Below are 19,572 nucleotides of genomic sequence, written 5' to 3'. Positions count from 1 at the left end.
ATGAACAATTTGCCCATCACCCGTGACCTCGTCCTGATCGGCGGCGGTCATACCCACGCGCTGGTGCTGCGCAAATGGGGGATGAACCCGCTGCCCGGCGTGCGGGTGACCGTGATCAATCCCGGCCCGACCGCGCCCTATTCGGGGATGCTGCCGGGGTTCGTGGCCGGACACTACACGCGGGATGAGCTGGATATCGATTTGGTGAAGCTCGCCCGTTTCGCAGGCGCGCGTCTGATCGACGGGGCGGCCACCGCTATTGACCGAACGGCGCAGACAGTCACCGTGCCGGGCCGACCACCCGTCGCCTATGACACGCTTGCCATCGATGTGGGCATTACGTCCGCCATGCCGCAAATGCCCGGCTTCAGCACCCACGCGATCCCCGCCAAACCTCTGGGCACCTTCGCCACACGCTGGGACACCTTCCGCAACAGCACCACCGACCCGCAAATCGCCATCATCGGCGGCGGGGTCGCAGGGGCAGAGCTTGCCATGGCCATGGCCCACGCCCTGCGCGACAAATCCCCCACCGTCCGGCTGATCGAACGGGAAAGAGTGCTCACCACCCTTGGCTACAAGGCGCGGCATTTGATGCTGACCGCCCTGACCGAGGCGCAGATCGACATCATCGAAGACGCCCACGTGACCGAGGTGTTTGCCGAAGGCATCGTTCTGGGTGATGGCCGCACGATCCGCAGTGATTTCACCACCGGGGCAGCGGGCGCAAAACCGCATGACTGGATCGGGACCACCGGGCTGGATCTGAAGGACGGGTTCATCACCGTCGATGCCAACCTGCAATCCAGCGACCCGAACATCTTTGCCGTCGGCGATTGCGCACATCTCAGCGCCAACCCCCGCCCCAAGGCCGGCGTCTACGCGGTGCGCGAGGCGCCCGTGCTTTACGATAACCTGCGCGCGGTCCTGTCCGGCGGCGATCTGCGGCCCTACAAACCGCAGCGCGATTACCTCAAACTCGTATCGTTGGGGGACAAATCCGCACTGGCCGAAAAATTCGGCACTGCGCGCAAGGGGCCACTGCTCTGGCGGCTCAAGGACCATATCGACCGCAAGTTCATGAACCAGTTCGATGACTTGCCCGCGATGACCCCGCCCAAACCGCCCCGCACAGTGGCGCTCGGCGTGACCGAGGCGCTCGGCGACAAACCCATGTGCGGCGGCTGCGGGGCCAAGGTCGGGCGGGCCGCCCTGCAAACCGTCCTGACCGACACATTTGGCGACGATGCTGCCCTGATCCAGCCTGGACAGGTCATCACCACCGACCACCTGCGCGCGCTGACCCATGATCCCGCCCTGATGACCCGCATCGCCGCCATCCACGCGCTGGGCGACATCTGGGCCATGGGGGCCACACCACAGGCCGCGACCGCCAGCATCATTCTGCCGCGCATGTCTGCCGCGCTCCAGCGACGAACCCTGGCAGAGATCATGACGACAGCGACCGAGGTGATGACCGCAGATGAGGCGAAGATCGTCGGCGGGCACACATCGCTTGGCGACGAGCTGACCATCGGCTTCACCATCACTGGGCTGACGGATAATCCGATCACGCTGGCCGGGGCAAAACCCGGTGACGCCCTGATCCTGACCAAACCCATCGGCAGCGGCACGATCATGGCCGCGGAAATGGCAGAGCAGGCGCGCGGCGCCGACGTGATCGCCTGCCTTCAGCACATGACGCAAAGCCAGGCCAAAGCCTCAAAAATCCTCGCAAAAGCGCACGCCATGACCGACATCACCGGTTTCGGGCTCGCCGGTCACCTGCGCGGGATCTGCGACGCATCCGGGGTGGGGGCCACGCTGACCCTCGACGCCATCCCGATCATGAACGGGGCCAGAGCACTTTCCGACAAAGGCACCCGCTCAACCCTCTTCACCGACAACCGGGCCGGTGCCGGACCGATCATTGGCGCTATAGACGATCTGCTCTTCGACCCTCAAACCGCCGGCGGCCTGCTTGCTGCGGTTGATGGAAATCAGGCGGACGCGCTCGTTCAAAAGCTCAAAAAGGTTGGCTACCCGGCGGCCATCATCGGCACAATCACCGAAGGATCGCAAATCACGACAAGCTAGGGACGATAGTCAATCTGCCGCTCAGGCCGCGCCGCTTGAAACGCCTCCAGCGCCTGACAACGTGCATCAATCCGGCACAACACCGGGTAGGCCGAAAGATCACAGTCAAAGCGACGGGCATTCGCCATCTGCGGCACCAGCACAATATCCGCAAACGTCGGAAAGTCGGCAAAGCAGAACGAATAGGTGACAGCGCGATCCACCAGCATTTGCTCCAATGCCGCAAAAGTCGTGGCGGTCCAGTGGCCATACCAGCCATCCACCTGACCGGCCGTCAAACGCCGTCGTACACGCTTGACTGTCACTGCATGCAACTCCGCACAAATCGCCATCGCAAAGGCGCGCGACTGCGCGCGGGCAATTGGATCAGCGGGCAGAATGGATGGCTCCGGATACGCCTCCTCCAGATATTCAAGGATCGCCAGGGACTGGGTCAGCACATGCCCGTTCACCTCCATCGCTGGCATCAACCGCTGGGGATTCAGCGCACGATACGCCTCATCCGCAAGCGCGGGGATCGGCACATATTCATAAGCCACCCCTTTCAGGTTCAACGCAATCCGCACCCGCTCCCCGGCAGAGTTCCGGGCTTGCGTATGCAGCCGCAACGTCATAGGCGGCCCAACGCTGCCACAACCGCATCCGCCGCCCGTTCCTGCCCGGTCTCGTCCAGCCCGGTGGCCTCCACCACCGCCAGCACGGCGCGCTCATCGATCCGGCGGGACTTGGCATAGGCCGGATCGTAATGGTCCACCATCAGCGCCAGCGACAAATCCTCCAATGCCCCGGCCTGCGACAGCGCCACCCAGCGATCCACCACCGCATGACCGCGCACCCGGCGCAGCGGGGCCAGACGGGCGGCGACCACTTCCGGATCAGCAATCACCTCGCGGTAGGCGCGCGCCAGATACGCGGCCCGCGCCTGCAAAGGCACATCCATCACGATACGCGGGGCGGACCACATGGCCGACAACAGCGATGGGGGCAATGTGATCCGCCCGATCTTGCTGCTCTCGGCCTCGACGACCACAGGACGGCCCGGATCAAGCCCTTGCAAAGCCACGGCCAACGCGGTCTCAAAACGCTTCTGCGGGGGTTGTCCACCCGGCATTGCACCCAAAAGCGACCCCCGGTGGCAAGCCAGCCCCTCAAGATCAAGCACCTGCACATCGCGCGCCGCCAACCGGGGCAGCAGCGCCGTCTTCGCCGTGCCGGTATTGCCGTCCAGCAGCACCACCCGATGGGGCAGGGGAACTTCATACAGATGGCGATTCACCAACCGGCGAAAACTCTGATAGCCACCCTTGACGGTCTCGGCACGCCACCCGATCTCGGACAGGATCGTGCAAAACACACCCGACCGCTGACCACCCCGCCAGCAATAGATCAACGGACGCCAGGCGCCATCCTTGCCCTTCAGCGGACCATCCAAATGGGCAGCGACATTACGGATCACCATACCAGCCCCGATCTTGCGGGCATCAAACGGGCTGACCTGCTTATACATCGTGCCCACCTCAGCGCGCTGGGCATTATCAAGTGCCGGCAAGTTAACCGCCCCGGGGACATGATCCTCAGCAAACTCCGCCGGAGAGCGGACATCCATCACAGTATCAAACCCGTGGTTCAGGATCGCATCAAGACTGTCAAATTGCAGCGGCATGAAGGCCGGGATAGCCCCCGGACGGGCAATGCACAAGCGATGCAGAACGCATGCAGAAACGATGCGCATAACGATACATGCCGCGGACCTATGTCATTCGCCCTAGATGTGTGCATCTTGCTCGCGCGACACATACAGACCGCCAACCGATCGCCGCGTCATGAAACATGTGAGGATCGTCATAATCAGCGCCGGCGTTCTGATCATCTTGCAGCCTCCGCCCATCAACGGAATTGGCGTTGTGCGGACAAAACCGCCATCCGCGGTGCGCTCTCCAATGGCACCTATCCGTATCTGAGCAGTAGATAAAAACCCAAAGTTCCCTCAAATCACTCACAATTCAGCCTTCATTTAACTATACTTCGACCATCAAGAATAAGGAACGTGGGATGGCACTTCTATCATTCGAAGGTAATCTTGTAGGTCAGGTTAACTCGTTCAATGACGATGGCTCTGGCGGCACTGACATCGAAGTTGACGATTCCGCTGACCTCGATGGCAACGGAAATCCTTATTACAGCGCGACCGACTCTATCCAAATCGAAATCGATGATGCCGATATCGACGCCAATGGCGAATTCAACGAAGGTGGCGCTGACGGAAAAATCACCGTGCTCTCGATCAAGGTCAACGGCGTAGAATTGCTATCCTCTCCGGACAACATCAAGTTTGGAGGCGGCTCGATCACCGAGATGGGGGACGCCTATTTCTTTGTCGAGGGTCTCAAACTTGCATTCTTGTCCCCGGTCAATGGGGTGACATTCGAAGATGCCCTGCTGGATGGCGGCAAGCTGATCCTGAACATCCCCGAACAGACAGGCGATTACGACCTAGATGGGAGCGGAGCAGTTGATCCCGGTACCGCCGAAGAAGGCGACGGCATCTTCAACATCTTCACCACAAATGTTGTTTGCTTCGCCAAAGGCACCCTGATCATGACGCCAACAGGCGAGGTGGCAGTCGAGATGTTGAAAAAGAGCGATCTTGTCGAAACACTCGATGGCCCAGCCCAGCCGATTCAGATGATCGTTCATCGAAAACTGGACTTTGCCCATGACAACGAGGCATACAAACCGATCGAATTCAAACCGGGCAGCTTGGGTCCCGAGCTGCCAAGGCGCACGCTTTGCGTTTCGCCGCAGCATCGCATTCTGATCACCTCCGCTGCCCCCAATACCGCGCAAAGCACAGTCGGGCAGTTGGTCGCAGCCAAGGGACTTTTGCATCATCGCGGAATTCGCCAGAAAAATGGCTGCAAGGCGGTTGAGTACTTTCACCTGGTATTCGAACGACATGAGGTAATCTATTCAGAAGGGGTGGCGACGGAGTCGTTCTATCCTGGGCCGGCCGCTGTCGGGACGATGGACAAGGCAGCCAGACGCGAATTATTGTCGATCTTCCCTGAACTTTCCCAAATCAACCATGAACCAGTGGGGTCGGCCCGGCAACTTGTCGGCGCGGGCAAAGCGGAACGGCTTTTCCCAAAAACCTGTAAGCTGGAAACTGTGGGTAGGTACAAGGACATGCCATCAATTCGATTGCACTGAAAGCAAAGCCTCTGTCTGGAGTCGCTCTGTAAGCCTATAATGGGTCAGTTGTGGTATCCGAAAAACACCGAGCCGAACAAATTTAACTCTACGCCCCTACCCAAGGGTGAAGGTTGAGGTTGATCCCATCTACTTCAAAGAAGGGTCGATCTGGACATCAGCAGGGATCACAGCGGGCATCGACATGGCCCTTGCGGTTGTTCAGGAAGACCTTGGAAAGTGCCCGGCATTGCGGCTGGCCAGGTCCCTTGTGACGCCAATGATCCGGTCGGCGGGCCAGTCACAGTTCAGCGCTGATCTGGCTCGGCCAACACAGGATGCCAAAGGGGAGTTCGCTGCTTTGTACGATTGGCTGCGCGAGAATTTGGCACGTGTGACCGGCGTTTCGGACATGGCGGACCGGTGTGGAATGAGTGGGCGAAGCCTTTCTCGCCGATATACAATCAACGTTGGCCTGCCTCCAGCTAAGTCGCTGCAACGCATGCGGCTCGATGTCGCTCGGAATTTACTGATTGACAGCAAGCGCAGTATGAAGGCTGTTGCATTGGCCTGCGGCTTTCGTGATCAAGAGAGAATGCGAAGAGCGTTTCATCGTCACCTGCAAACCTCACCATACAGCTATCAAGCCTTGTTTCGCGAAAGCTGACATTCATGACAGCCGCAGCATTTGGTAATAGGGGCTCATAGCAGATCTCGGATGCACCTTTAGAAGTTTGGGTCCCTACTGATCACTTAGCTTCCATTTCCCATGAGATATTGCGCGTGTGGGGCCATTCGTCACCGCCATTGGTGCTGCCGCGGTCACAGGTGTCATCCGCCGCGACTAAACCCCATTGCGACGCCGCCCCGGCCCCCCTAGCGTACCCGCATGAATTACGATGACCTGCATTTGATCACCCAGTGGTCCCAGGTGGTGCAACTGCGGGATGATGACCTTCTGACGCCGGCAGAACTGACGCTGATCGATGTCGCCACGCGGGGCGAGACGGCGCGGATCGGCCTGACCCTCCCCAATCTCAAGACACCCAATGTGCTGATCCGGGCCGCCCTTTTGCGGTATCTGATCGGCGGCGGATGCAAGGACTTCGTCACCCAACCACAGGGCATCACCATCAACGGGGCGTGGATCGCAGGCACGCTCGACCTCAGCTTTACCGCCGCGCGCGGGCCGATCAACCTGTTCAACTGCTACATCGCCGACCGGCCCGAAATGGTGCAATTGCGCGCCGACGGGCTGACACTGGTGGGCTGTGCGCTGCCCCAGGGGCTCAACGCCGCCCGGATCCAGATCAGCGGAAACATCACACTCAACGGCAGCCGGATCGACGGCAAGGTGTCGCTATCCGGGGCCGAGGTGCAGGGGCATCTGTCCTGCGTGCGGGCGACCCTGCGCAACCCCGGTCAATCGGCATTCAAGGCGCAGGGGGCCAGCATCTCCAGCAGCCTCCTGCTGGAAGGGACAACCGCCCAGGGGCTCGTCAGCATCCTTGGGGCGCGGATCGGGGGGCAACTGGTCTGCATCGGGGTCGATTTCAACAACCCGGACGGTTACGCGCTCAACGCCCAAAGCACGCGGGTGCAGGGCGATGCGTTCCTGCGCTACGCCAGTACCGTGGGCGAGGTCAGCCTTGTCGGCTCCGAAATCGGCGGTGTGTTTGATTGTAGCCATGCGGACATGCGCAACCCGGACCGGGCGGTGCTGAATGCCCAGCGGCTGGTGGTCAAGGAAGGGTTCGTCTGGCTGAAGATCAAAGGGGTCACCGGGGCCGTCGATCTGACCTCGGCCCATGTGGGCGATCTGTGGGACGATGCGGATAGCTGGGCGAAATGCGACCAGCTGTTCCTCAGCGGGTTCCGCTATGACGTGCTGCACGGGGGGATCGACATTGATGACCGGCTGGCCTGGCTCAAGAAAGGGGCGGTCTCGCGCCGCGAATTCTATCCGCAACCCTACGAACAATTGGCCAAACTACTGCGCGACACGGGGCACCGGTCGGACGCGCGGGCGATCATGGTCGCCAAGGAAAAGGAACAGCGCAAGGCGGCCCGGATGCGCCGGGTCCGCGAACAGGGCTGGCGGCAGGACCTGATCAAGGCCACCCGGCTGACCGGCACGGCCCGGGCAGAGGCGGTCGCGGCACTCACCAAACGCCGCCCGCATGATGAAAACCTGGCCCGGCTGACCATGCTCTATCCCGCCAATGGTGACGATGATTTCACCGACCCGCTGACGCTGACATATGCAAGGCGGCAATTCCGGGGCGAGCAGTATTGGTTCAACATCCGCACATACGCTTATAATTGTGGCAGCTTCATCGCCGACCGGGTGCTGGGGCTAGTGGTGGGCTATGGGCACAAACCCGAACGCAGTTTCTACATGCTGGTGGCGCTGGTGCTGATCGGCTGGTTTCTGGCCGATCAGGCCTGGAAAGAGGGCGATTTTGCCCCCACCGCAGGCCCCGTCCTGATGTCCGAAGGCTGGCAGACGCTTGCCACCGATGACCGCATCGCCAATCCCGCCCAGCTCTGGTCCGACAAATACATGGCCGCCCCTGATGGGACAGCAGTATTCACCCCGGGCCGGGATTACGAGACCTTCAACGCCGTGGCCTATGCCGTCGATCTGGTCGTGCCCATCGTATCGCTGGGGCAAGAGGCGTCATGGGCGCCCTCCACCACACGCGGCCCCTGGGGCTGGTGGCTCTGGTGGACCCGCTGGTGGCTGATCGCCCTCGGCTGGATCGTGACAGCGATCGGGGCGGCCGCGGTGACAGGGGTCATCCGGCGGGATTGATGGGTGTGACCGGACGCCTTGGGTGTTGCGGCGGGGGAGCGGTGGGCATCTAGAGCATGGTCGATGTGGGAATGGCGAGAATGAGCCCAATCTGACGGATGCTGCGCCGAACACGGAGGGCAGCTTTAGAGATTTTTGAGCTTTCTCGCGCGAAAATGACCATCTGCGCTGTTCGCATCGACGTGTTCACGTCTCATATTTTGCCTTCAAAAAGTGGCGCAATACGTTCTATTTCTTTCGATAGATGAGCACGAAACAGGGACACACGCTTGGTGTCACGCAAATCGCGATGATAAAGGCACCACAGGCCCAGATCGTGTTTTTGCTCAGGGGCACGAAACCGGGTAAGGGTCGGATCGCTATCGCCCAAAAAACATGGCAAATATCCAACACCGAGGCCTTCTCTGAGGGCAGCGGCTGTGACCGAGGTTTCATCAACACAAAACACGTGATCCGCTGCAGGGCAGGCGTTTCTTGTCCAATTTCTGTGGTAATCACAGCAGTCCACTCCGATCCATCTTTCGGTGGCTTTACCTTGTTTGACCTCTTCGCAATATCCAACTGATCCGTAAACCGCAGAGGACACAGTAGTTAACCGCGTTCCGATCAGGGTTTCAGCGGGCGCGTTGGTTTGACGAAGGGCGATGTCTGCGTCCCTTTCAGACAAGCGCACTGAGCTGTTTGTGACGTTTACTCGTAGGTTGATCTTTGGATGGGTTTCGCTGAAGCGTGCAAAAATTGGCATGAGAAGAGAAGACGCCATATTTGCAATCGCCGAAATCGTCAGGTCGCCGGATGCTTCATCGCTTTGGCCCGCACTCACCGTTTCAAAGGCCCGCAATTCTTGCTCCATTCGCAATGCCGACGCACGTAGGTCTGTGCCGGTCTGTGTAAGGATATAACCATGCGCACTGCGTTTTACCAAAGGCACGGCAAGCTTGCTTTCCATCGCATGAATGCGTCGGGACACGGTTGAATGTTGGACGCCCAATCGTTTGGCGGCAGCACCAATTGAGCCCTCACGTGCAAACGCGAGAAATATGCGCGCATCATCCCAATTCATCGCGCATTCCTTGCCCTATGCATTTATGCAAATCGCGTTTTCGAACTTCATCAGTTTTCAAAACACTGAGTGAATGCATGATAATTCACAACAAAAAACGGTTTTCGCCGCGCAAAGTGCGCTCGAGAATCCAACTTGGGCGAAGATAGGAGATTTAAGATGACCGTTTCACTTTACGACCGGCTTGGTGGCTATGACGCGCTTGCGATGTTTGCAGCACAGGTTGTTGAAAAGGCGCAGCGCCATGATGAACTGGCGCGGTTTTGGGTCAATCGTAACGAAGATAGCAATGCCCGCGACCTGCAATCGCTAATTGATTTTCTGGTCAATGCCAGCGGCGGGCAGATGTATTACCGGGGTCGTGACATGGCACTTGCGCACAAGGGTATGGGGATCACGGCTGCTGACTGGGAAAGCTTCGTCGGTGTTATCGTCAACGTTGCTGGCGAAACGGGCGTCGGTGAAACCGAAGGCAAAGAGGTCATGAGTTTCCTCGACTCTCTGAAAGACGATATTGTTGCAGCATAGTTGCTGAAATTGGGTCTCTTTGGGGCCCCAAATTTTTTGATCGCACGGTCGAATTTGAACAGGGAACATGACATGACTGAACCAAGAGCACCGTTTGCAGGTGGCTGCGCATGTGGCCATGTACGCTACGAAATGGCCTCGGAACCGATGATCGTTCACGGTTGCCATTGCCGCTGGTGCCAACGCGAAAGTGGCGCATCTTTTGCTGTCAACGCGCTGATTGAGGCGGACCGTGTCAAAGTCACGAAAGGCGATGTCGCAGAAATCCTGACCCCGTCGCTCAGTGGTATTGGCCAAAGGTTCGCACGCTGCCCGAAATGCCAAGTGACCCTTTGGACAAACTACCTGGCCATGCGCGGCGGGTTGGGTGAGGTCGTGCGGTTCATCCGCGTGGGCACATTAGACGACCCAGACCCGTTTTCGCCGGATGTACATATCTTCACATCGACGAAACAACCTTGGGTCATTCTGCCACCAGACGTGCCTGCCTTTGAAGAATATTTCGTGATCAAAGACGTTTGGTCAACCGAAAGCCTAGCGCGAAGCGCTGTCTTGCACGAGGCCGTTGGCACCCCAGCACCTTGATGCGAAGATGCCTTTGTATCAGAACGCAAAGCGAATTTAACTTGCGCACGCAGAACGGCAGCATAGTCCGCCAACCAGTCATTCGGCCACCAGCAGCACGCCTCCGCCCTCCTTCAGCAACCAGCAGTTGTGAGCCTCAAACGCCGGCGGGATCGGCGGGGCGCTGTAACCCGTTTGGCCAGCGTAGGGTGGGTGATTTCACCCACCACCCCTCATGGTGCCAGCCATCGCCCTTCCAGCGGACCAACAAACATCAGCTTCGCGGTCAAACCCTTCCGCAATCCTTAACATCGCATTTACACTTCAACCGCACGCAGCCTTAACCCCGCCAAATCGCCAAATGGGGTCCGACGCAAATCCGACGTTTTGCCGACGCGATGCCGACCGCTGATTTCCCCGAAAACCCTCGCGTTAACTGGCTTTGGCCTGATTCGCGGCAACACGGGTGTTGCACCCCCTCGCACCACCCACCGAACGTTGCGGTCACGCCACTAGTGGCACCCGCCCATTTTCCGTCAGCAACCAGCAATCGCGGCCCTCGAACACGGCCGGGATCAGCGGGTTGCCGTAACCCGCCCCGCCATCCAGATTGACGCGGTTGCCATGGTGCCGGGGATGGTCGAGCGCGGTGTGCCCATGCACCACTAGTCGGCCGAAATCGGCATTGCTTTTGAGGAACGGATCGCGGATCCAGATCAGATCATCCTCTACCTGATCTTCCAGCGGAATGCCGGGGCGCAGGCCTGCATGCACAAAAAGCAGATCATTGGTCTGATGCCAAAGCGGTAGAGCCTCGAGAAAATCCAGATGGGCCTGCGGCACCGCCCGCAGTGCCAGTTGCTGCAGCGCATTGGTATCGATCCAGCCAGCATTGCCTTCGAAATAGTCCATATATTCCAAAGCGCTACGCGCATCTTGCCGGAAATGCATGACACCTTTCAGACCGTAAGACGCCAGCGTCACCTCACCGCCCAAACGGCGATTGAGCCAACTGATGCCCGAACTGACCCTGGCGTCATGCTCAACCCCGTAGCGCACGAAGTTGCAAAACATCCGGTCGTGATTGCCGCGCAGGAAAACCCAGTCACGACCCGCATCACGGCCCGCAATCAGCGTTTCGATCACGCCCCGGCTGTCCGGCCCGCGATCGGTGTAATCACCCAGAAAAACAATCCGCGCCTCAGCGCCCCCATCCGCCGCGATCAGCGACAGGGCGTGGTGCAGCAGCGCGTTCTGCCCATGGATATCGCCGATGGCGTAAATTGGTGTCATACCCGCCTTCATGGCACATGGGACACCGCGACGTAAGATGGGTTTAAACCCATCTTACAGTGCCACTTCTGCCACGCTCACACGGCAAAGGTAAGCGGCTTGACCTGCTTGAAGAGCCCCGTGTCCTCCAGCGCCTTGATCGCGGCGGATGGGACAGGTTCGTCCACATAAAGCAGGGCAATCGCCTCGCCTTTGGCCGTTGACCGGCCCAAGGTAAAGTTGGCGATATTCACGTCATGAGAGCCCATCGTCGTGCCCAATGCGCCGATGATCCCCGGCACATCTTCGTTCGTTGTATAAAGCATATGCGCCCCGATCTCGGCGTCAATATTGATGCCTTTGATCTGGATAAAGCGCGGTTTGCCATCGCTGAACACCGTGCCCGCAATCGACCGCTCGCGTTTTTCCGTGACCACCGTCACCTTGATATAGCCTTCAAACGCGCCGGACTGATCCTGCTTGGTCGTCGAAATCTTGATCCCGCGCTCTTTCGCGATCACCGGGGCGGATACCATGTTCACATCCGGGTTGCCGCATTTCATGATCCCCGCAACCGTCGCCGCCGTCAGCGCCTTGAGGTTCATTTCACTCGCTTCCCCGTCGAACAGGATATTGATCGCCTTGATCGGCTCGTCTGTCATCTGGCCGATGAAATTGCCCAGATGCCCGGAGAGCTTGATCCACGGCCCCATAACCTTGGCTTCTTCCGCCGTGACCGACGGCATGTTCAGCGCGTTCTGCACCGCCCCCGTCAGCAGGTAATCCGACATCTGTTCAGCCACCTGCAGCGCCACGTTCTCTTGCGCCTCGGTCGTGGCGGCCCCCAGATGCGGGGTGACCACCACATTGGGCAGGTTAAAGAGCGGGCTTTCGGTCGCCGGTTCCACGGCAAACACGTCAAAGGCCGCACCAGCGACATGGCCTGATTTCAACGCCTCGGCCAGCGCGGCCTCATCGACCAACCCGCCACGGGCACAGTTCACAATCCGCACGCCTTTTTTCAGCTTGGCGATGTTTTCGCGCGACAGGATGTTCTTCGTCTGATCAGTCAGCGGCACATGCATGGTGATGAAATCCGCCCGCGTCAGCAGCTCATCCAACTCCACCTTCTCAACGCCGATATCCACCGCCCGATCCTCTGACAGGAACGGATCATAGGCCACAACTTTCATGCGCAACCCGTGCGCCCGGTCAATCACGATGGACCCGATATTGCCCGCGCCGATCACGCCAAGTGTCTTGTTGGTCAGCTCTACCCCCATGAACCGGGACTTTTCCCATTTGCCCGCATGGGTGGATGCATTCGCCTCGGGGATTTGCCGCGCCACGGCCATCATCATCGAAATCGCGTGTTCGGCGGTCGTGATTGAATTGCCGAAGGGCGTGTTCATCACGATGATCCCCTTCTTGGATGCGGCGGGGATATCCACATTGTCCACGCCGATCCCGGCCCGCCCGATCACCTTCAGATTATCCGCAGCGGCGATGATTTTTTCGGTTGCTTTGGTCGCCGATCGGATCGCCAGACCGTCATATTGCCCGATGACTTCCAGCAGTTTGTCCTTGTCCTTGCCCAGATCAGGCTGGAAATCCACGTCAATACCGCGATCCTTGAAGATTTGCACAGCGGCGGGGGAAAGCTTGTCAGAGATGAGTACTTTGGGGGCCATGTTGCCACTCCTTTAACGTCGTCAAATTTTGGGATGTAAGGTGGGGTTTCACCCCACCGATGCGATCTCGGCCTCAAACGCCCATTCCAGCCAGGGCAGCATCGCCTCGATATCCGAGGTTTCAACCGTCGCCCCGCACCAGATACGCAAGCCCGCCGGAGCGTCGCGATAGGCGCCGATATCCAGTGCGATGCCTTCGGCTTCCAGCCGCTTGGCGACGGCCTTGGCGAAGGCAGCACCATCGGAAATCCGATCATCGGTGAATTTCAAACAGACAGAGGTATTCGACCGCGTCGCCTTATCCACCGCCAGATTGTCGATCCAGGGCTTGTCCGCACAGAAATTCCAGATCGCCCGCGCATTGGCATCCGCCCTGTGGATCAGCGCATCAAGCCCGCCAATCGACCGGCCCCATTTCAGGGCAACCAGATAATCCTCGACCGCCAGCATCGACGGTGTGTTGATCGTCTCGCCCCGGAAGATCCCTTCAATCAGCTTGCCGCCCTTGGTCAGGCGGAAAATCTTGGGCAAGGGCCAGGCCGGGGTATAGTTTTCCAGCCGCTCCACAGCGCGGGGCGACAGGATCAACATGCCATGGGCCGCTTCCCCACCCATCACCTTCTGCCAAGAGAACGTGGTCACATCCAGCTTGTCCCATGGCAGATCCTGCGCAAAAGCAGCCGACGTCGCATCACAGAGCGTCAGCCCAGCCCTATCGCCGGGGATCACATCACCCGAAGGGACGCGCACGCCGGATGTCGTGCCGTTCCAGGTAAAACAGACATCATTGTCGTAATTCAGCGCGGCCATATCGACGATCTCGCCATACTCCGCGGTATGCACGGTCGCCTCGATCTTCAACTGTTTGACCACATCCGTGACCCAGCCCGCGCCAAAGCTTTCCCAGGCCACCATCTCGGCCGGGCGTTCACCCAACAGCGACCACATCGCCATTTCAAACGCGCCGGTGTCTGACGCAGGCACGATGCCAATGCGGTAATCGGCCGGTACGCCCAGCACCTCGCGGGTCAGGTCAATCGCCTCGGCCAGCTTGGCCTTGCCCACGGCTGCCCGGTGCGACCGACCAAGGGCGGCGTCGCGCAAAGCATCCAGTTTCCAGACAGGGGGTTTGGCACAAGGGCCAGAAGAAAAACGCGGATTAGCCGGCCGCGCAGCCGGTTTGGTCTTAACCATCGGTGGTATCCTCACAGATATGCGCCCTTCGTTGGGGAAGGGTGTCCCACTGGCCGCAATAGCCGCGGCTTTCACCTTTCACAACCGGCAAAATGTCACTAGACCGGCACACGACACGATTTTTGCGACACCAGCGACGCCAATAGGAAACAGCGCATGTTTATCGTCACCCTGCTGACCACACCCACCGAAAGCACGCTGGACGCGGCCTTGGTGGACAGCCTGCGTAATGCGTGGGGCGGGGGCGACGCCACATGGCTCGCCATTGACGAGGCAGCAGAATTTGCGATTCCAGTCATGCCTGACAACAGGTGGGATGTGTGGGCCGACCTGCAGGATGCTTGTGTCGATCTGATCATCCAACCGGCTGAAAACAGACGTAAAAAAATGCTGCTTGCCGATATGGACAGCACCATCATCCGGCAGGAATGCATTGATGAACTCGCGGCCGAGGCCGGGGTAGGCCCGCGTGTGGCGGACATCACCGCACAAGCGATGAATGGTGAGTTGGATTTTGAAGCAGCGCTGAAGGAACGGGTGGGCCTGCTCAAGGGCCTTGATGAAAGCATCATTGAACACGTGCTCGACACGCGGATCACCCACATGCCGGGCGGCTATGAACTGGTCAACACAATGAAGGCGCACGGGGCCTATACCGTGCTGGTGTCCGGTGGGTTCACGGCCTTCACCTCACGTGTGGCGGCAGCACTTGGGTTCGATGAAAACCGGGCAAATACGCTGCTGGTGGAAAATGGCAAACTCACCGGCGCGCCGGGCCTGCCGATCCTCGGCAAACAAGCCAAGATCGACGCCCTGGTCGAGATCACGCAGGCGCGCGGTCTTGCCGAGGCTGATGTGATCGCCGTCGGCGACGGGGCCAATGATCTGGGCATGCTGGGCCGGGCCGGGATGGGTGTGGCATTGCACGCCAAACCGATCGTGCAAGATGAATGCGATATCCGGATCAACCACGGAGACCTCACGGCGCTCCTGTTCTTGCAAGGCTACGGACGGGATGAGTTTGTGACGTAGCGGACGGCGCTTCTTTCATCTGGCTTGCGAGACGCATTCGCTGAACGCAGCCGACGCTATCGCAGTATCGGCCGGTCACATGCCGGACCAAATCCTTAACGTCGCCTTTACACTTTCACCGCACGCCACGTTAAACTGGCCATTCCGCGGCGAACTGCCCGACGCAAGTCCGACGTTTTGCCGACGTGATGCCGACCGGCCATTTGGGCGCAAAACAACGCATTAACACGTGATTCGCACCCAACGCCGCAATCCGGTGTTGCGACCCCCACCGAACGTTGCATACCCGGCTTGATCTTGATCAAGGCCGGGTTGGTCCATTGCGCGGATACTGCTTGCAGGCTCCGGCGCGCGCAGGATGTGCGTCCGGATATCGGTCGCCCGGAAAAGGACGCGCAAAATGACAGTTGCCATCATCTTTGAGACCATCGAAGGCCACACCGGCAAGATCGCCAAATTCGTCGCCGATCATGTCCGCAAATCAGGGCAGGAGGTGACGCTGATCGACACGTCCGACAGAACAGGGCAGGCCAGTTTCGACGGGGTGGACAAGGTCATCCTGGCAGCACCGGTTCATGAACGCCGCCACCCCAAAGCCTTCGAGGTGTTCGTCAGTGCCAGCCATCAGGATCTGGCCGCGCGGCCGACCCTGATGATCTCTGTCAGCATGAGCGCGGCCTTCCCCGAAGGTCTGGACGAAGCGCAGGAATATCTGACCGAAATGGAAATGCGGACGCGGTTTTCGCCGACCTCGGAAGCGCTGGTTGCGGGTGCCGTCAAGCCCGGCGGCTACGATTACTTCCAGTCGCAGGTCGTGCGCCATGCCGTGCTAGGTGATCGGGATTATTCGCTGGACGAGGGCGAGCGCGAATTCACCGATTGGGATGCGCTCGCCAAGCAGATTGATGATTTCATGAACGCGGCCTAAACAGCCGCGTTACTGGGATGAAACGCCTCGCTCTGGCCAAGGTGGCAAGCGCAGGAATTTGCCACCGCAGGCTCAAGCCAAAACACATCCATTAGTCTTCGACAGGGCCACCCGCTTCTTTCCAGTCACCGATGCCGCCGACATTGATGACATTGGTATATCCCATTTCTTTCAGGGTCTTGCCGGCCAGCGCAGCCTGACCACCGGCACCGCAAACCAGACATAGTTCAGCGTCTTTCTGAAAGAACGGCTTGTGAAACTGGGTGTTGGGATCTGCGGCAAATTCAATAAACCCGCGTGGCACACGCATCGCGCCTGCGATTGTGCCTGACTTGGCAATGTCGGCACTGTCGCGCACGTCGATAAACGTCACACCGCCAGCGGCATGTTTGGCGACCGCGTCTTCACTGCTGATCCGGGGCACGTCTGAATTTGCGGCATCAAGGTAGTCTTTTGCGGATTTCATATCTGGGCCTTTCAAGTTGGCGCAATTGCAATAGAACATAACAAATGGGAACCATTTGCGTTCCCTTGGGATTGTAGCTTCAAATTGTTGTCTGGCCAGTGGCCGCCCTACAGGAACTGCCGATGTCCAAGCCCATCCTACAGACGATTGCCACCTTTCGCGCCAGCCTGCTGCGGATTGCCCCGGCCAAGATGCTTCTTCTGGGCTATCTCAGTTACATGCTGATCGGTTGGGCGCTGCTGTCGATGCCGTTTGCGCAAGAGGTGGCGGTCAGCGCGCTTGATACGCTGTTCATCGCCACATCTGCCGTGTCGACGACGGGACTGGTCACCGTCGATCCCGGCGGCAGTTTCACCTTCGCAGGCGAGGTGATTATCCTGCTACTGATCCAGATCGGAGGTCTGGGCTACATGACCATCGGTTCGTTCACCGTGCTTGCGGTGCAGCAGCGTATCTCGGGGCTTCGGACCCACGCGGTCAAACACGCCTTCAACCTGCCGGATGATATCAAGCCCGCAGTCTTCCTGCGCGCGGTCATCCTCTTCACCGTATTGTGCGAGGCGTTGGGCGCCACGGCGCTCTATTTTATATTTGTAAACAATGGGGTAGAGGATGCACTCTGGAGCGCGATTTTCCATGCCGTCTCTGCCTTCTGCACCGCCGGTTTCTCACTTTTCAGCACCTCGTTTGAGGCGTTTCGCGCCGACGCAGGCCTGAACATCGTCATCTCCGTGCTCAGCCTGCTGGGCGCCATGGGCTTTCTGATCGTGGTCGATAGCTGGCGGACATTGACCGGCCAGACCAGCCATCTGGGTTTCACCTCCAAGGTGATCGTGCGGGTCACATTGTGGTTCCTGCTGATCGGCACGCTGATCGTGGGGCTGGCCGACAGCACCATCGCCGCCTTGCCCGCCTCCGAACGCTGGCTCGCCGCGTTTTTCCAGACTATGACAGCCTCAACCACGGTCGGGTTCAACACCCACCCGTTCAGCAGCCTGACACCGGCGGTTCTGATGATCATCTTCTTCCTGATGATTTTCGGGGCCTCGCCTGCAGGCACAGGGGGCGGGCTGAAAACCACCGCCTTTGCAGCACTTGTGGGTCTTGTCCGGTCCACACTGAAAGGGCGCGAGCGGATCCGTTTCTTCAAACGCGAAGTACCAATCGTGAAACTGCAATCGGCCACCGCCGGCTTGGCCTTCTATTGCACGCTGTTGCTGATCGCGATGTTTATCCTGTTGCTCACCGAAACCGGCGCCGCGTTCGAGGTGGTCATGTTCGAAGTGATCTCGGCCATGGGGACAGTGGGCCTGTCAATGGGGATCACCGGCGATCTGTCAGATATCGGCAAGATCGTGATCATCGTGCTGATGACCGCCGGGCGGGTCGGTATCCTGACCTTCGGTATCGCCTTTGCCGCAGCGGATGAAACGCGCGAGGAAGAACAGGATAATGAGCTGATCCTGTGACGACGGGGACGTGCGTTTCGGGTTCACCCTGTTGCTCCCACCATGCCGTGAAATTCTGTCAGTGCGTTGGGGTTGCTTGAGATGGATGGCGGCTTGGAGCCAAAAGCCACAGCAATTACACCTAGATTCTTGTCTTGGAAAAAGGCGATATGTCAGGGTTAGATTTCCTTGAAGCCAACAGAGTTGGGAACAGAATTTGACCTTTCAGTGGACGCCAGGTGTAGGACCCTCGTCTCAGGCTCTGAGCGAGATGAGTAAGGCGACTTGCGAACCGGACGGGCTCATGGGCGAAGCGTGGTTCATGGGTGAGACGCGTAAAATGTACCCTCAGCTCAAGCACGCTCTCGAATCCACATCCACGCGTTATCTGCAGGAGGTCTTAGAGGCCATCGGGAGTGGAATCTCTGCATTTGGACTAATTGAAGAATGGGAAAATTGGTTTCAGTACTTGCTGCCAAGGCTTATCCCGCGCTGCGACGAGAAATTTGTCTATTGGTTGTTTGAAGACCTTTGCACAGCCTTCCTTCAAGTTGACCTAGCTACCGCGGATAGTACTCATGTCACTCCCGATCCACAGCTTGTACTTCAAACGCTTGGTTGCGTGATCATGAGCCCAGATCGTTGGAAAGATGGACGAATAAACGTCGGACGCGTCTTACATCCCTCAAACAACAATCCAGCTGGGATTTGGGGTTGGGCAAACGTCAGCGGCGACTTGGCAGCATCTTTGATTGTCTGTCTACGAAAGGTTTCTGATGAGGATTTGGATGCTTGGGTCGGCTCTATCTTCTCAATCGAATGCCCCTACTGGCGAGCCCAGCTGCTTACTTGGTATGTGGGGGCACAACCCCTCCTAAGCGGCAAAGCGAGATTTCCTAGTCAATTCGATGACTGGACACCAAAGATCGGGTGGAGTTGGTCTCATGTCATCGGCGGGACGCAAGGAAACATCATTGTCGCAAAGTCTCTCTTTCCAACAGGACGAGTTGAAGCATTTAGAAGCGCTTTCGAAGGAAATCTTGCCAATGCCAAACTGAAAGTCTGGAAGGACGAAATCCTAGAGATTGAGGCACTTCGGTCAGAAGTCGGCAACCTAGTCCAGAATTTTCAACTCTAGCAAAGACTGCTTTGTCCTGTGTGGATGGTCCCTGCAAAGCAAGACTTTTTTCGAAGCAGTTAGCAATTTGTCAGATACGGTCTTGTGTTCGGCCTGTTCGCGCGGTTCTTAGGTCCGCTGGCCTTGATGGTTTCCGCAGATCAAGTC

The 19,572-nt window shown here is 58.7% G+C and carries 17 protein-coding genes; 10 read left to right on the top strand and 7 right to left on the bottom strand.

Annotated features, from left to right (window positions below; translation table 11 throughout):
• Nucleotides 1–2,097, top strand: coding sequence for a selenide, water dikinase SelD (selD, locus tag ACFWW2_RS09525; protein WP_393927788.1), 2,097 nt, complete (start codon nucleotides 1–3; stop codon nucleotides 2,095–2,097).
• Here selD and maiA read toward each other — a convergent pair.
• Both maiA and mnmH read right to left on the bottom strand, forming a co-directional pair.
• A complete protein-coding gene (gene maiA, locus ACFWW2_RS09520; protein ID WP_393927787.1) occupies nucleotides 2,094–2,711 on the bottom strand; it encodes a maleylacetoacetate isomerase in 618 nt (205 codons plus the stop codon). The two genes, selD and maiA, sit on opposite strands and share 4 nt — an antisense overlap.
• A complete protein-coding gene (gene mnmH / locus ACFWW2_RS09515) occupies nucleotides 2,708–3,760 on the bottom strand; it encodes a tRNA 2-selenouridine(34) synthase MnmH (protein ID WP_393927786.1) in 1,053 nt (350 codons plus the stop codon). Before mnmH ends, maiA begins: the two co-directional genes overlap by 4 nt.
• Before the next feature lie 389 nt (nucleotides 3,761–4,149).
• Here mnmH and ACFWW2_RS09510 point away from each other — a divergent pair, with 389 nt between their 5' ends.
• From ACFWW2_RS09510 to ACFWW2_RS09500, 3 genes are all read left to right on the top strand, one after another.
• Nucleotides 4,150–5,307 (top strand): Hint domain-containing protein, encoded by a 1,158-nt coding sequence (locus ACFWW2_RS09510; RefSeq protein WP_393927785.1) that lies wholly within the window; start codon nucleotides 4,150–4,152, stop codon nucleotides 5,305–5,307.
• 106 nt (nucleotides 5,308–5,413) lie between these two features.
• A complete protein-coding gene (locus tag ACFWW2_RS09505) occupies nucleotides 5,414–5,953 on the top strand; it encodes a GlxA family transcriptional regulator (protein WP_393927784.1) in 540 nt (179 codons plus the stop codon).
• Between the two features lie 222 nt (nucleotides 5,954–6,175).
• Nucleotides 6,176–8,101: a hypothetical protein gene (locus tag ACFWW2_RS09500; RefSeq protein WP_393927783.1), complete on the top strand. Its 1,926-nt coding sequence runs from the start codon at nucleotides 6,176–6,178 to the stop codon at nucleotides 8,099–8,101.
• Between the two features lie 193 nt (nucleotides 8,102–8,294).
• Here the strand turns inward: ACFWW2_RS09500 and ACFWW2_RS09495 are convergent, their stop codons facing one another.
• Nucleotides 8,295–9,164 carry a LysR family transcriptional regulator gene (locus ACFWW2_RS09495; protein WP_393927782.1) on the bottom strand — a complete coding sequence of 290 codons (870 nt, stop codon included), beginning with the start codon at nucleotides 9,162–9,164 and terminating at the stop codon, nucleotides 8,295–8,297.
• 159 nt (nucleotides 9,165–9,323) lie between these two features.
• Here ACFWW2_RS09495 and ACFWW2_RS09490 point away from each other — a divergent pair, with 159 nt between their 5' ends.
• Complete coding sequence (locus tag ACFWW2_RS09490; protein ID WP_393927781.1) at nucleotides 9,324–9,692, top strand: group I truncated hemoglobin; 369 nt, start codon at nucleotides 9,324–9,326, stop codon at nucleotides 9,690–9,692.
• Nucleotides 9,693–9,764: 72 nt separating this feature from the next.
• Nucleotides 9,765–10,277 carry a GFA family protein gene (locus tag ACFWW2_RS09485; protein ID WP_393927780.1) on the top strand — a complete coding sequence of 171 codons (513 nt, stop codon included), beginning with the start codon at nucleotides 9,765–9,767 and terminating at the stop codon, nucleotides 10,275–10,277.
• A gap of 483 nt (nucleotides 10,278–10,760) precedes the next feature.
• Here ACFWW2_RS09485 and ACFWW2_RS09480 read toward each other — a convergent pair whose 3' ends face one another.
• From ACFWW2_RS09480 to ACFWW2_RS09470, 3 genes are all read right to left on the bottom strand, one after another.
• Nucleotides 10,761–11,549, bottom strand: a complete 789-nt coding sequence (locus tag ACFWW2_RS09480; RefSeq protein WP_393927779.1) for a metallophosphoesterase family protein — start codon at nucleotides 11,547–11,549, stop codon at nucleotides 10,761–10,763.
• A 77-nt stretch (nucleotides 11,550–11,626) separates the two neighbouring features.
• On the bottom strand, nucleotides 11,627–13,219 hold the full coding sequence (gene serA / locus ACFWW2_RS09475; protein ID WP_393927778.1) for a phosphoglycerate dehydrogenase: 1,593 nt from the start codon (nucleotides 13,217–13,219) through the stop codon (nucleotides 11,627–11,629).
• 48 nt (nucleotides 13,220–13,267) lie between these two features.
• Nucleotides 13,268–14,413, bottom strand: coding sequence for a phosphoserine transaminase (locus ACFWW2_RS09470; protein ID WP_393927777.1), 1,146 nt, complete (start codon nucleotides 14,411–14,413; stop codon nucleotides 13,268–13,270).
• Between the two features lie 156 nt (nucleotides 14,414–14,569).
• On the opposite strand from ACFWW2_RS09470, the gene serB reads away from it, so the two are divergent.
• Together serB and ACFWW2_RS09460 are read left to right on the top strand one after the other, a co-directional pair.
• On the top strand, nucleotides 14,570–15,445 hold the full coding sequence (serB, locus tag ACFWW2_RS09465) for a phosphoserine phosphatase SerB (protein ID WP_393927776.1): 876 nt from the start codon (nucleotides 14,570–14,572) through the stop codon (nucleotides 15,443–15,445).
• Between the two features lie 400 nt (nucleotides 15,446–15,845).
• Nucleotides 15,846–16,373 carry a flavodoxin domain-containing protein gene (locus ACFWW2_RS09460; RefSeq protein ID WP_393927775.1) on the top strand — a complete coding sequence of 176 codons (528 nt, stop codon included), beginning with the start codon at nucleotides 15,846–15,848 and terminating at the stop codon, nucleotides 16,371–16,373.
• A gap of 91 nt (nucleotides 16,374–16,464) precedes the next feature.
• Here ACFWW2_RS09460 and ACFWW2_RS09455 read toward each other — a convergent pair whose 3' ends face one another.
• Nucleotides 16,465–16,839, bottom strand: a complete 375-nt coding sequence (locus tag ACFWW2_RS09455) for a rhodanese-like domain-containing protein (RefSeq protein WP_393927774.1) — start codon at nucleotides 16,837–16,839, stop codon at nucleotides 16,465–16,467.
• 122 nt (nucleotides 16,840–16,961) lie between these two features.
• On the opposite strand from ACFWW2_RS09455, the gene ACFWW2_RS09450 reads away from it, so the two are divergent.
• Entirely contained in the window at nucleotides 16,962–18,308 is a 1,347-nt protein-coding gene (locus ACFWW2_RS09450; protein WP_393927773.1) for a TrkH family potassium uptake protein, read from the top strand.
• Nucleotides 18,309–18,558: 250 nt separating this feature from the next.
• Nucleotides 18,559–19,425 (top strand): hypothetical protein, encoded by an 867-nt coding sequence (locus ACFWW2_RS09445; protein ID WP_393927772.1) that lies wholly within the window; start codon nucleotides 18,559–18,561, stop codon nucleotides 19,423–19,425.
• Nucleotides 19,426–19,572 lie beyond the last annotated feature (147 nt).

The organism is Yoonia sp. R2-816, from assembly GCF_046762905.1.
GTDB lineage: Bacteria > Pseudomonadota > Alphaproteobacteria > Rhodobacterales > Rhodobacteraceae > Yoonia.
Note: the sequence above shows the minus strand (reverse complement) of the source record. Positions and strands in the feature narration are given on the sequence as shown.